This window comes from Pantoea sp. QMID4 (assembly GCF_030270445.1).
GTDB lineage: Bacteria > Pseudomonadota > Gammaproteobacteria > Enterobacterales > Enterobacteriaceae > Pantoea > Pantoea vagans.
Genome location: NZ_BSXL01000009.1, coordinates 150,689 through 163,369 on the forward strand (window position 1 = coordinate 150,689; position 12,681 = coordinate 163,369).

A 12,681-nucleotide genomic window follows, 5' to 3' on the forward strand; every position below is an offset into this window, starting at 1 on the left:
ACTGGTTGCGGCTTTTTACATTTCAGGATGCAGATTGCGCTCGCTGGGCAGACTGGTCAGCCGCAGGGCATGAGGCCCGATGTTGGGTTTACCCATCTCAATTTCACGTAATGCACGCCATTCAAAGTCGTTATCCATCTCCCACAGGTACAGCCGCTGCGTCGCAGACGACAGCGCACACGACCAGACCAGCATGGGTTCCGCATCACACACCACCTGAATGTCGGGATAGAGTGACGATCGCAGCCGACCGGCACCCGGCAGCAGCTGCAGCGAATCCAGTCCCCGCTCGCCTTCTCCCGTCAGCTTGAGAATGCTCTGGCGTAACGTCCAGATCTGCGTCACCGCTTCCATGGCATCCTGCTGGGCATTAATCCAGGCGATTTCGCCCGACGTTAATCCCTGAATCAGCTGCGCCTGCGTCTGACGACTCCGCGCATGCACAATCTCCATATCCAGACCGGCACGCCCCCCCTCTTCAGCCAGCAGTACACCCACCGTATTGCCCGCATAGGCAATGCTGAAATCGGGCAGATCGCTGTCAGCAAATACGGGACGTCCGTTGCTCTGGATAATCAGGCGTGGCAGCTCCTGAATGCCATAAACGCGCAGCATCAGCTGTGCCAGCAGGGTTCGCGCGGCAAGGAAACGTCCACGGCGTTTGTCAGCAAACTGCTGTGCCGTGTCGGTAATCGCCTGGGGAATGCACATCGCTTTAGCCGGGAAGCCGGGATCGCCCGTCCAGCGTACAAAATGACCAGCCATCTGTCGCTCCGTGAAAATGGTCAGATAATCATCAGAAGCATTGTAGGAATTTTCTTACCTTAATGCATCCGGCAACAGCTCAGATTCGGTTAAATTCAGAATAGGATGATCAGACAGCGCAGGCTGGCGGGAATGGAGCAGCGTTACGCGCCGCGATCCGAATCGCGACGCGGGCAGCATCAGGCAAAGCGGCTTGCCTGCTCAAAGCTCAGACGCGGCAGGCGCGGATGCAGTTTTGACGCATCACCGTAACCGAGGTTAATCAGCAGGTTAACCTGATACTGACCGTCGGGGAAAAAGGCGTCATTGACTTTGGCCGGATCAAAACCGGACATCGGACCGGCATCCAGACCCAGCGAACGGGCTGCCAGGATCAGGTAACCCGCCTGCAGGCTGCTGTTACGGAAAGCGGTCTCTTTCGCCGCTTCCGGGCTGCCGGTAAACCAGCTGCGCGCATCCGCATGCGGGAACAGCGCAGGCAGCTGCTCATAGAACTCACGGTCCCAGGCTACGATCACCGTAACCGGCGCGCTCATGGTTTTGTCCAGATTGCCGGACGAGAGGGCCGGTTTCAGCTTCTCTTTACCTTCCGCCGAGGTGACGAAAACAAAACGCGCAGGCGAACAGTTCGCCGAGGTCGGACCCAGCGCCGTTAAGGTATAAAGCTGTTCCAGCAGGGCGTTATCAACCGGCTTATCCTGCCAGTAACTGTGGGTGCGGGCGTCATTAAACAGCGTATCCAGTGCGGCAGTGTCGAGCGGTGTACTCATGCAACTCTCCTTTCTCAGGCAAAAAGTTCGCCTGAAGGTGTTCACGTAGTGGATTTGCGTCCGGCCCGACACAGCGGGATGAGGCGGGGTTCACTCACCGCAATCATAGCCGCACGTCAGATCGGCGCATCTACCGTTATACGACAACGCGGAGCCGCCGCAAAATAACATATCAGCAAGAATCAACGCAGAGGCGGGAATAACAGGGGAGGCAGCGAAGCGGGAAATCTGGCCTGAGAGCGCAATGCCGCCAGGCCTGGAAAGCTATTTACCAATACAGAAGCTGGAGAAGATACGGCCCAGCAGATCGTCAGAGGTGAATTCACCGGTAATCTCGCTTAACGCCTGCTGAGCGACACGCAGTTCCTCCGCCAGTAACTCACCGGCCCGGGCACCGAGCAGCTGCGCTTTACCCTGCTGTAAGTGCGTTGCCGCCAGCTCCAGTGCCTGCAGATGACGACGACGCGCCAGGAAGCCGCCTTCCATGTTACCTGCGAAGCCCATGCTCTGCTTCAGGTGATCCCGCAGTGCATCGACGCCCTCGCTGGTGCGTGCCGACAGGCGAATCAGTGAGTGACCGTTTACGTCTGTCAGGCCCAGCGCTTCACCGGTGACATCCGCCTTGTTGCGCACCACGGTAATCGGCAGTTCCGGCGGCAGACGGGAGACAAAATCGGGCCAGATAGCCGCCGCTTCGGTGGCATCGGTGGTGGTGCCGTCCACCATAAACAGCACGCGGTCAGCCTGTTCAATCTCCTGCCAGGCGCGCTCAATCCCGATGCGTTCGACTTCGTCGCTGGCCTCACGCAGACCGGCGGTGTCGATGATATGCAGCGGCATGCCATCTATATGAATATGCTCACGCAGTACGTCACGGGTGGTGCCCGCAATGTCCGTAACGATAGCGGCGTCACGGCCTGCCAGCGCATTCAGCAGGCTCGATTTACCCGCATTAGGCCGCCCTGCAATCACCACTTTCATCCCTTCACGCAGCAGGCTGCCCTGACGCGCTTCAGCACGGACCGCATCCAGGTCCCCGATCACCGTATTCAGCTGTGCTTCAATTCGGCCGTCAGAGAGGAAATCGATCTCTTCATCCGGAAAATCGATAGCCGCTTCGACATAGATGCGCAGGTGAGTGAGTGCTTCCACAAGATGATTGACCCGGGTGGAAAACGCGCCCTGCAGCGAGTTCACCGCCGAACGCGCCGCCTGCTCAGAGCTGGCATCAATCAGGTCGGCAATCGCTTCGGCCTGCGCCAGATCGAGCTTGTCGTTCAGAAACGCACGCTCAGAGAACTCACCCGGCTGAGCGATACGCACGCCCGGCAGCGCCACGATGCGCTGCAGCAGCAGATCGAGGATTACCGGGCCGCCGTGGCCCTGCAGCTCCAGCACATCTTCGCCGGTAAAGGAATGTGGGCCAGGAAACCACAGCGCAATGCCCTGATCCAGCACGCTGCCGTCGCTGTCGGTAAACGGCAGGTAATCGGCGTATCGTGGCTTAGGCAGTTTGCCCAGCAGCTGGCGGGCAACCTCAGCCGCCTGGGCACCTGAGACGCGCAGAATGCCGACGCCGCCGCGTCCGGGCGGTGTTGCCTGGGCAACAATGGTATCGCTGTGGCTCATAAATTTTATCTCGCTACAAAAAAACACAGGCGGTCGCTTTGACCGCCTGAGGATAGACTATTTCAAGGCGGGATGGCTCCCGCTTTGCATCGCTTACGCTTTCTTCTTGTCGCGGCTATGCAGACCACGTTTTTCCAGGCCGCGATAAATCAGCTGCTGCTGGAGAATGGTTACCAGGTTGCTGACGATGTAGTACAGCACCAGACCTGACGGGAACCACAGGAAGAAGACAGTGAAGATGACCGGCATGTACGTCATGATCTTCTGCTGCATCGGATCGGTCACGGTGGTCGGTGACATCTTCTGAATGAAGAACATGGTGATGCCCATCAGAATCGGCAGGATGTAGTACGGGTCCTGCGCTGACAGGTCATGGATCCACAGAATAAATGGCGCATGACGCAGTTCAACCGAGCCTGACAGCATGTAGTAGAGCGCCAGGAAGATTGGCATCTGAATCACCAGCGGCAGACAGCCACCCAGCGGATTCACTTTCTCTGCTTTATACAGCGCCATCATTTCCTGGCTCTGCTTCTGCTTGTCATCACCCAGACGCTCACGCATCGCCTGAATTTTCGGCTGCAGCATGCGCATCTTCGCCATCGAGGTGTACTGCGCTTTGGTCAGCGGGTACATGATGCCGCGCACGATGAAGGTGATCACGATAATGGAGAAGCCCCAGTTACCGATGAAGCTGTGGATAAATTTCAGCAGCTTGAACAGCGGCTGAGAAATAAACCACAACCAGCCGTAATCCACGGTCAGATCAAGGTGCGGCGCAATTGCGGCCATCTTGTCCTGAATTTCCGGGCCGACCCACAGCGTTGCACCCAGATTCTGCTGAGCACCTGCGGCGATGGTGACCGGTGCAGATTTATAGCCAATCGCTGCCACGCCGTTACCCAGATTGCTGGTGTAAAGGGTGTTGGTGCCTTCAGTACGCGGAACCCACGCAGTCGCAAAGTACTGCTGCAGCATCGCAACCCAGCCATTGCTGGTGGTGGCGTTCAGGTTCTCGTTGTCCGCGATGGTGTCGAATTTGTACTTCTCATATTTCGACTCGCTGGTGGAGTAGGCCGCGCCACGGAAGGTGTGCAGAGCAAAATTGTTGCTGCCGGTATCACGATGCTTAGGCAGATCAATCGTCTGCTTCAGCTGGCCAAACAGTGACACTTCCAGCGGCTGCTGAGTGGTGTTGTTGACATGATAATCGACATTAACGGCATATTCGCCACGCTTGAAGACGAAGGTTTTGGTGTAAACCACGCCATTTTCAGCGGTATAGGTCATCGGCACACGCAGTTCGGACTGGCCATCAGCCATCTCGAAGTGATCCTGCGCAGTGGTGAACAGCGGACGCGCGCCGTTGTTCGGGTTATCCGGGCCATTACGGCCGGTTAAACCACTCTGAGCCTGATAAAGGAACGCTGGCGTTGTTTCAAGCAGCTGGAACGGCTGGTCTGAACCCAGTTTGTCCGGGAAAGTCAGCAGCTGTGCCTGTTCAACATCACCGCCGCGGGTGTTGATATTCAATGACAGGACATCAGTTTTAACGGTGATCGTCTGGCCCTGACCGCTGGCCGGTACACCCTGACTGGCGGTATCACCCGCTACGCTGTTAGTGCCCTGTGTGGTCTGCGTCTGCTGTGGCTGCGGAGCGTGGTCCGTCTGCCAGGCTTGCCAGATCATAAAGGTCACGAACAGAAAAGCGATGAGAAAGAGATTGCGTTGCGAATCCATCGTTAATGTTCTCTGGTATCAAAGGTTTTTGGCGGCACAGGATCGTCACCACCCGGGTTCAAAGGGTGGCATTTTAATACGCGTTTTAATGTCAACCAACTGCCTTTTATCAGGCCGAACCTGCGTAACGCCTCAATTCCGTAATGAGAGCAGGTCGGGTGAAACCGACAGTGTGGTCCCAGTAATGGACTGATACCGCGTTGATAGACGCGTATCAGGACGATCAGGAGCCGCGCGCCAGGCGACAGTGACGACGCCATAATTTCTCCAACGCTTCCGCCAGCATACGGTTATCCAGATCGGCAACCCCCTTCTTCGCGACCACCACGAAGTCCATCGACGGCAGTTCATGTTGACGCAGACGAAAGCTTTCGCGGGTCAATCGCTTGATCCGGTTGCGTTCATGAGCGCGTTTCACATGTTTTTTAGCGACGGTGAGACCGATGCGGGGATGCCCCAGCGCGTTAAGGCGGCCGAGAATAGTGATTTGCGGCGTGCCAGCCCGTTGTGGCTGCTGGAAGACGAAAGTGAAATGAGTGGGAGTTAACAAACGTAACTCCCTGGGAAATGCGAGCTTACCCATCAGGGCTTGCTTTATTACTTAGAAACGGTCAGACGAGAACGGCCTTTAGCACGACGACGTGCCAGAACCTGACGACCATTTTTTGTTGCCATACGAGCACGGAAACCGTGTGAACGGTTGCGCTTCAGTACGGACGGTTGAAAAGTGCGTTTCATGGCGGTTTCTACCTAAACTTGAAAATTTTCACTGGGTGACGCGTTTCGGGCCAGTAAATCGACCTACGCCTCAATGTGTCTTTAATAAAGAGGCGGGATTGTAATAATTGTACAGTCCCGAGTCAATTTACTTCGCGTGTTGTCGTGCCTGAAAACCCGCATACAGCCCGCTGAGACCCGACGTTGCGCCTTACAGCATAATGTCGGGTGAAGGATTATACGGGCTCCGTTCCAAAGCGCAAGGATCGTACGGGATCTTATTGCGATCGGCCTGGCGGATCCTGGGGATAAAATGAGATGTAGCCCGAAAATTTAGCGCATTGCGCCAGATCCCTGCTGGTTTTTCCCGCAACTGGCGTAAACTTCTTTGCGCGTCACTGGCCTGTGGATAAAAAGGATCAAAACTGTGTAGAAAGGGAAGATCTCTGCCTCGCTTTGCGCTATGATCCGCCCTTCCGCTGACGATCCTCCGGTGATTGCAGGACGGGAAACCGCTGATAGCGGTCGCAGGCGCTTTCTTAGTGTCTGTGTCAAAAATTAACGTTTCTTAGAGTAACGCCTACTATTCTTTTCGAATTTGTACGAGTGGAGTCCGCCGTGTCACTTACACTTTGGCAACAGTGTCTTGCCCGTTTGCAGGATGAGCTTCCTGCCACCGAATTCAGCATGTGGATCCGTCCACTGCAGGCTGAGTTAAACGACAATACGCTTGCCTTGTATGCTCCAAATCGCTTCGTACTCGACTGGGTCCGGGACAAATACCTTAATAGTATCAATGCACTGCTGAATGAATTCTGTGGTCCGAACGTGCCTGCGCTGCGTTTTGAAGTGGGAACACGCCCGGTTCAGCAGCCAGCGGCAGCGGTCAGCCAGCCGGTGATGGCCAGCGTCAGCGCGCCCGTCATGCCCGTGCAGAGTCACATCCGTCCCGCCCCGACGCAGATCCTGCGTCCCAGCTGGGATAATGTTCCGGCACCGGCCGACGTCACCTATCGCTCGAATGTGAATAACCGTCATAACTTCGATAACTTTGTTGAGGGTAAATCCAACCAGCTGGCGCGCGCGGCGGCACGTCAGGTGGCGGATAATCCAGGCGGCGCTTACAACCCGCTGTTTCTGTATGGCGGCACCGGTCTCGGTAAAACGCACCTGCTGCATGCGGTAGGCAACGGCATTATTGCCCGTAAACCCAATGCAAAAGTGGTTTACATGCACTCCGAGCGCTTTGTGCAGGATATGGTTAAAGCACTGCAGAACAATGCGATTGAAGAGTTCAAACGCTATTACCGTTCTGTCGATGCGCTGCTGATCGATGACATTCAGTTCTTTGCGAATAAAGAGCGGTCACAGGAAGAGTTTTTTCACACCTTTAATGCCTTATTAGAAGGCAATCAGCAGATCATCCTCACCTCGGATCGCTATCCAAAAGAGATCAATGGGGTGGAGGATCGTCTTAAGTCACGTTTCGGCTGGGGTTTAACGGTGGCGATCGAGCCGCCTGAGCTGGAAACGCGTGTGGCAATCCTGATGAAAAAAGCAGATGAGAACGATATCCGTCTGCCGGGCGAAGTCGCCTTCTTTATTGCCAAGCGTTTACGCTCTAACGTGCGTGAACTGGAAGGCGCGCTGAATCGCGTGATCGCCAATGCCAACTTTACCGGCCGGGCGATCACCATCGACTTCGTGCGCGAAGCGCTGCGCGATCTGCTGGCGCTGCAGGAAAAGCTGGTCACCATCGATAATATTCAGAAGACCGTGGCTGAGTACTACAAGATTAAGGTGGCGGATCTGCTTTCCAAGCGCCGTTCACGCTCGGTAGCGCGTCCGCGCCAGATGGCGATGGCGATGGCAAAAGAGTTGACGAACCACAGCTTGCCAGAAATTGGCGATGCTTTTGGGGGTCGCGACCACACAACGGTGCTTCATGCCTGCCGCAAGATTGAGCAGCTGCGTGAAGAGAGCCACGATATCAAAGAAGATTTCTCTAATCTCATCAGAACATTATCTTCCTGACGCTATGAAATTTATTGTTGAACGTGAGCAGCTGCTGAAGCCGCTGCAGCAAGTAAGTGGCCCGCTGGGCGGTCGTCCGACACTACCGATCCTTGGAAACCTGCTGTTGCAGGTAACGGAAGGGTCGCTGTTGCTGACCGGTACCGATCTGGAAATGGAGATGGTTGCACGCGTGGCGCTGACGCAGGCGCATGAGCCTGGCTCCACCACCGTTCCGGCGCGCAAATTCCTGGATATCTGTCGCGGATTGCCCGACGGCGCAGAGATCACGCTGGCGCTGGAGGGCGATCGCATGCTGGTTCGCTCTGGCCGCAGTCGTTTTTCGCTGTCGACCCTGCCCGCCAGTGACTTCCCGAACCTGGACGACTGGCAGAGTGAAGTTGAATTCACCCTGCCGCAGGCGACCCTGAAACGGCTGATCGAAGCGACTCAGTTCTCGATGGCGCATCAGGATGTGCGTTACTACCTCAACGGCATGATGTTTGAGACCGAAGGGGAAGAGCTGCGCACCGTGGCCACTGACGGTCACCGTCTGGCCGTTTGCTCGATGCCGATTGGTCAGGCGCTGCCGAGTCACTCAGTGATCGTGCCGCGTAAAGGCGTGATTGAACTGCTGCGTCTGCTGGATGGCGGCGAGAATCCGCTGCAGGTTCAGATTGGCGGCAGCAATATCCGGGCGCACGTCGGTGACTATATCTTCACCTCTAAGCTGGTTGATGGTCGTTTCCCTGATTATCGCCGCGTATTGCCGAAGAATCCCGACAAAGCACTGGAAGCGGGCTGCGATCTGCTCAAACAGGCGTTCGCCCGTGCGGCGATCCTCTCAAATGAGAAGTTCCGCGGTGTTCGCCTCTATATCACTGAAAATCAGCTGAAAATCACCGCTAATAACCCTGAGCAGGAAGAAGCGGAAGAGATGCTGGACGTCAGCTACAACGGCACCGAGCTGGAGATTGGCTTCAACGTCAGTTACGTGCTGGATGTGTTGAATGCGCTGAAGTGCGAAAACGTCCGCCTGCTGCTGACGGATTCGGTGTCAAGCGTGCAGATTGAAGATGTGGCGAGTCCCGCAGCGGCCTACGTAGTCATGCCCATGCGCTTATAGGATATATCGGCCTGGCTTACTTGCCATTCTGATTCCGGGCAGTGCTCGCCCCTGGTCACATACTTCAGTATGCTCCCAGGGTCTGCGCGCTGGCCTGAACCAGACTGGCGTCGACGCCGACGGCCTGGTGACGGCGATATCGGGCAAACCTGCTTCGCCGTCAACGCACTGGATCGCTAAAAGGCAAACCCATTTCATCCCGACTATTGCCCTTCACGCTGGACTGATTCATGGCTTTAACCCGCCTTCTTATCAAAGATTTTCGTAATATTGAGCAGGCTGACCTGCAGCTGGCACCCGGCTTTAATTTCCTGGTCGGCGTCAACGGCAGTGGGAAAACCAGCGTGTTAGAGGCGATCCATACGCTGGGGCATGGCCGATCGTTTCGCAGTCTGCAGGCAGGCCGCGTGATCCGTCATGATGAGGCGGCGTTTGTGCTGCACGGACGTCTGGAAAGCAAAGAGCGGGAAATCGCCGTCGGGCTGACCAAAAACCGAGCCGGTGACAGCAAAGTGCGTATTGACGGCAGCGATGGTCACAAGGTCGCGGAGCTGGCGCAACTGCTGCCGATGCAGTTAATTACGCCGGAAGGCTTTAGTTTATTGAATGGCGGCCCCAAATACCGCAGAGCCTATGTCGACTGGGGCTGTTTCCATAATACGCCCGGCTTCTTTAACGCCTGGAACAACATGCGCCGCCTGCTTAAGCAGCGGAACGCGGCGCTGCGCCAGGTTTCACGTTACAGCCAGATTCGTCCCTGGGATCAGGAGTTGGTTCCGCTGGCGGAACAAATCAGCCAGTGGCGGGCGGAATACAGTGCGGCGATTTCAGCGGAGATCACTGCCACCTGTGCCCAGTTTCTGCCGGAGTTTGAGTTGCGCTTCTCCTTCCAGCGTGGCTGGGACAAAGAGAGCGACTACGCCGAACTGCTGGAACGTAATTTTGAGCGCGATCGCGCACTGACCTATACCGCCAGCGGTCCCCATAAAGCCGATTTTCGTATTCGCGCTGAAGGGACGCCGGTCGAAGATTTACTCTCACGCGGGCAGTTAAAACTGCTGATGTGTGCATTGCGTCTGGCACAGGGCGAGTTCCTGACAAGCCAGAGCGGACGCCGCTGTATTTACCTCATTGATGACTTTGCTTCTGAGCTGGATGAGAGCCGCCGACGCCTGCTGGCGGACCGGTTAAAAGCCACTCAGGCTCAGGTGTTTGTCAGCGCCATTTCTGCCGGACATGTAATCGACATGACCGACGAAAAGGGCAAGATGTTCCGCGTGGAACAGGGTAAAATAGCGGTTCAACCTGAAGATTAAAATGAGCGAGAAACGTTGATGTCGAATTCTTATGACTCCTCAAGTATTAAAGTCCTGAAAGGACTTGATGCGGTACGCAAACGCCCGGGCATGTATATCGGCGATACCGATGACGGTACCGGTCTGCATCACATGGTATTCGAGGTCGTGGATAACGCAATCGACGAAGCGCTCGCTGGTCACTGTAGTGACATCGTAGTCACTATCCATGCGGATAACTCCGTCTCGGTGCAGGATGATGGACGCGGCATTCCTACCGGTATTCACGAAGAAGAGGGCGTTTCCGCCGCTGAAGTGATCATGACCGTGCTGCATGCGGGCGGTAAGTTCGACGATAACTCCTATAAAGTCTCCGGCGGCCTGCACGGCGTGGGCGTCTCTGTGGTTAACGCCCTGTCGCAGAAGCTGGAGCTGACCATTCGTCGTGAAGGCAAAGTGCATCAGCAGATTTACGTCCACGGCGTACCTGAGGCACCGCTGGCGGTCACCGGTGATACCGACATCACCGGTACCCGCGTGCGTTTCTGGCCAAGCTATGAAACCTTTACCAACGTGCGCGATTTCGAGTATGACATTCTGGCAAAACGCCTGCGCGAACTGTCGTTCCTGAACTCGGGCGTGTCGATTCGCCTGGAAGACAAGCGTGATGGCAAAACCGACCACTTCCATTACGAAGGCGGCATCAAGGCGTTTGTTGAGTACCTCAACAAAAACAAAACCCCGATTCACCCTACCGTGTTCTATTTCTCTACCGAGAAAGATGGCATTGGCGTGGAAGTGGCGCTGCAGTGGAACGACGGCTTCCAGGAAAATATCTACTGCTTTACCAACAACATCCCGCAGCGCGATGGTGGTACGCACCTTGCCGGTTTCCGTGCGGCGATGACGCGTACCCTGAATGCCTACATGGATAAAGAGGGTTACAGCAAGAAAGCCAAAGTCAGTGCCACCGGTGATGATGCACGTGAAGGCCTGATCGCCGTGGTTTCAGTGAAAGTGCCGGATCCAAAATTCTCCTCACAGACCAAAGACAAACTGGTCTCGTCAGAGGTGAAATCAGCTGTTGAGCAGCAGATGAACGAACTGCTGGCTGAATACCTGCTGGAAAACCCGTCAGATGCCAAAATCGTCGTGGGCAAAATTATCGATGCCGCGCGTGCCCGTGAAGCAGCACGCCGCGCCCGTGAAATGACCCGCCGTAAAGGCGCGCTGGATCTGGCCGGTCTGCCAGGTAAGCTGGCGGATTGCCAGGAACGTGACCCGGCGCTCTCTGAAATTTACCTGGTGGAGGGTGACTCCGCAGGCGGCTCGGCCAAACAGGGCCGTAACCGTAAAAACCAGGCGATTCTGCCGCTGAAAGGTAAGATCCTTAACGTTGAAAAAGCGCGTTTCGACAAGATGCTCGCCTCGCAGGAAGTGGCCACACTGATCACCGCACTGGGTTGCGGTATTGGTCGCGATGAGTACAACCCGGATAAGCTTCGCTATCACAGCATCATCATCATGACCGATGCCGACGTCGATGGTTCACACATCCGTACCCTGCTGCTGACCTTCTTCTATCGTCAGATGCCTGAAATTATTGAGCGCGGCCACGTCTATATCGCCCAGCCGCCGCTCTATAAAGTGAAGAAAGGCAAGCAGGAACAGTACATCAAAGATGACGAGGCGATGGACCAATACCAGATCGCTATCGCCCTTGATGGTGCAACGCTGCACACCAATGCCAGCGCGCCTGCGCTGGGCGGTGAGCCGCTGGAGACGCTGGTCTCTGACTTCAACAGCACCCAGAAGATGATCAAGCGTATGGAACGCCGTTATCCGATGGCCATGCTGCGTGCGATGATTTATCACGACACGCTCGGCGACCTGAGCAACGAAGCAGAAGTCACTACCTGGCTGAACGGCCTGGTGAGCTATCTGACGGAGCGTGAAGCGCACGGCAGTACTTATCTGGCACAGGTACGTGAAAACCGCGAACTGAACCTGTTCGAGCCGGTGCTGCGCGTCCGTACCCACGGTGTGGATACCGACTATCCGCTGGAAGCTGAGTTTGTTCAGGGACCTGAGTACCGCAAAATCTGTGCTCTGGGCGGCAAACTGCGTGGTCTGCTGGAAGAAGATGCTTACATTGAACGTGGTGAGCGTCGTCAGCCGGTGGCAAGCTTCGAGCAGGCGATTGAGTGGCTGGTGAAAGAGTCGCGTCGTGGCCTGTCGGTCCAGCGCTATAAAGGTCTGGGCGAAATGAACCCGGATCAGCTGTGGGAAACCACTATGGATCCAGACAGCCGTCGCATGCTGCGCGTCACGATTAAAGATGCGATTGGTGCTGACCAGCTGTTCACGACCCTGATGGGCGATGCGGTCGAACCGCGTCGCGCCTTCATCGAAGAGAATGCGCTGAAAGCGGCCAATATCGATATTTAACAGATAGCGGACAGAACAGGCCATCACTACGGTGATGGCCTTTTTTTTGTGCCATATGGGCGAAAAAACGGCGAGGCGGGTTCTGCTGCCCGCATGCTGCGACCCCGATCACGTTTTAACCCGGTCAGCTCCCTTACTCTTGCCTCTCTTTGCGCTATTCCGGCGCACGCATTTTTAC

Annotated in this window: 11 protein-coding genes; 4 read left to right on the forward strand and 7 right to left on the reverse strand. The window is 55.9% G+C overall.

The window, feature by feature from the left end; genetic code table 11:
- Window positions 1-15 precede the first annotated feature (15 nt).
- The 7 genes from QSK07_RS19815 to rpmH form a co-directional block, all read right to left on the reverse strand.
- Entirely contained in the window at window positions 16-765 is a 750-nt protein-coding gene (locus tag QSK07_RS19815) for a 4'-phosphopantetheinyl transferase family protein (RefSeq protein WP_285722524.1), read from the reverse strand.
- Between the two features lie 179 nt (window positions 766-944).
- Window positions 945-1,535 (reverse strand): malonic semialdehyde reductase, encoded by a 591-nt coding sequence (locus QSK07_RS19820; RefSeq protein ID WP_285722527.1) that lies wholly within the window; start codon window positions 1,533-1,535, stop codon window positions 945-947.
- A 264-nt stretch (window positions 1,536-1,799) separates the two neighbouring features.
- Window positions 1,800-3,164, reverse strand: coding sequence for a tRNA uridine-5-carboxymethylaminomethyl(34) synthesis GTPase MnmE (mnmE, locus tag QSK07_RS19825; protein ID WP_275222191.1), 1,365 nt, complete (start codon window positions 3,162-3,164; stop codon window positions 1,800-1,802).
- A gap of 93 nt (window positions 3,165-3,257) precedes the next feature.
- The gene (gene yidC, locus QSK07_RS19830; protein ID WP_275222192.1) at window positions 3,258-4,904 is read right to left on the reverse strand and encodes a membrane protein insertase YidC; all 1,647 of its coding nucleotides are present in this window, start codon (window positions 4,902-4,904) and stop codon (window positions 3,258-3,260) included.
- A 2-nt stretch (window positions 4,905-4,906) separates the two neighbouring features.
- Window positions 4,907-5,164 (reverse strand): membrane protein insertion efficiency factor YidD, encoded by a 258-nt coding sequence (gene yidD, locus QSK07_RS19835; RefSeq protein WP_008926397.1) that lies wholly within the window; start codon window positions 5,162-5,164, stop codon window positions 4,907-4,909.
- Entirely contained in the window at window positions 5,128-5,487 is a 360-nt protein-coding gene (gene rnpA, locus QSK07_RS19840) for a ribonuclease P protein component (protein ID WP_008926396.1), read from the reverse strand. The genes yidD and rnpA overlap by 37 nt, the downstream gene beginning before the upstream one ends.
- A gap of 14 nt (window positions 5,488-5,501) precedes the next feature.
- Window positions 5,502-5,642 (reverse strand): 50S ribosomal protein L34, encoded by a 141-nt coding sequence (rpmH, locus tag QSK07_RS19845; protein ID WP_003849659.1) that lies wholly within the window; start codon window positions 5,640-5,642, stop codon window positions 5,502-5,504.
- Window positions 5,643-6,239: 597 nt separating this feature from the next.
- Between rpmH and dnaA the strand changes: the two genes are divergently transcribed.
- The 4 genes from dnaA (at window position 6,240) to gyrB (ending at window position 12,503) form a co-directional block, all read left to right on the forward strand.
- Window positions 6,240-7,655, forward strand: coding sequence for a chromosomal replication initiator protein DnaA (gene dnaA / locus QSK07_RS19850; RefSeq protein ID WP_013359605.1), 1,416 nt, complete (start codon window positions 6,240-6,242; stop codon window positions 7,653-7,655).
- Window positions 7,656-7,659: 4 nt separating this feature from the next.
- Complete coding sequence (gene dnaN / locus QSK07_RS19855) at window positions 7,660-8,760, forward strand: DNA polymerase III subunit beta (RefSeq protein WP_033734661.1); 1,101 nt, start codon at window positions 7,660-7,662, stop codon at window positions 8,758-8,760.
- A gap of 230 nt (window positions 8,761-8,990) precedes the next feature.
- Window positions 8,991-10,076, forward strand: a complete 1,086-nt coding sequence (gene recF / locus QSK07_RS19860; protein WP_098051922.1) for a DNA replication/repair protein RecF — start codon at window positions 8,991-8,993, stop codon at window positions 10,074-10,076.
- Between the two features lie 18 nt (window positions 10,077-10,094).
- On the forward strand, window positions 10,095-12,503 hold the full coding sequence (gene gyrB, locus QSK07_RS19865; RefSeq protein WP_098051923.1) for a DNA topoisomerase (ATP-hydrolyzing) subunit B: 2,409 nt from the start codon (window positions 10,095-10,097) through the stop codon (window positions 12,501-12,503).
- The last annotated feature ends 178 nt before the right edge of the window (window positions 12,504-12,681 follow it).

Bases quoted from the DNA above. Each gene is read 5' to 3' on its own strand.
- recF (WP_098051922.1), top strand. From the start codon at position 8,991: ATGGCTTTAACCCGCCTTCTTATCAAAGATTTTCGTAATATTGAGCAG.
- yidD (WP_008926397.1), bottom strand. From the start codon at position 5,164: ATGGCGTCGTCACTGTCGCCTGGCGCGCGGCTCCTGATCGTCCTGATA.
- rnpA (WP_008926396.1), bottom strand. From the start codon at position 5,487: ATGGGTAAGCTCGCATTTCCCAGGGAGTTACGTTTGTTAACTCCCACT.
- QSK07_RS19815 (WP_285722524.1), bottom strand. From the start codon at position 765: ATGGCTGGTCATTTTGTACGCTGGACGGGCGATCCCGGCTTCCCGGCT.
- gyrB (WP_098051923.1), top strand. From the start codon at position 10,095: ATGTCGAATTCTTATGACTCCTCAAGTATTAAAGTCCTGAAAGGACTT.
- mnmE (WP_275222191.1), bottom strand. From the start codon at position 3,164: ATGAGCCACAGCGATACCATTGTTGCCCAGGCAACACCGCCCGGACGC.
- rpmH (WP_003849659.1), bottom strand. From the start codon at position 5,642: ATGAAACGCACTTTTCAACCGTCCGTACTGAAGCGCAACCGTTCACAC.
- QSK07_RS19820 (WP_285722527.1), bottom strand. From the start codon at position 1,535: ATGAGTACACCGCTCGACACTGCCGCACTGGATACGCTGTTTAATGAC.
- dnaN (WP_033734661.1), top strand. From the start codon at position 7,660: ATGAAATTTATTGTTGAACGTGAGCAGCTGCTGAAGCCGCTGCAGCAA.
- yidC (WP_275222192.1), bottom strand. From the start codon at position 4,904: ATGGATTCGCAACGCAATCTCTTTCTCATCGCTTTTCTGTTCGTGACC.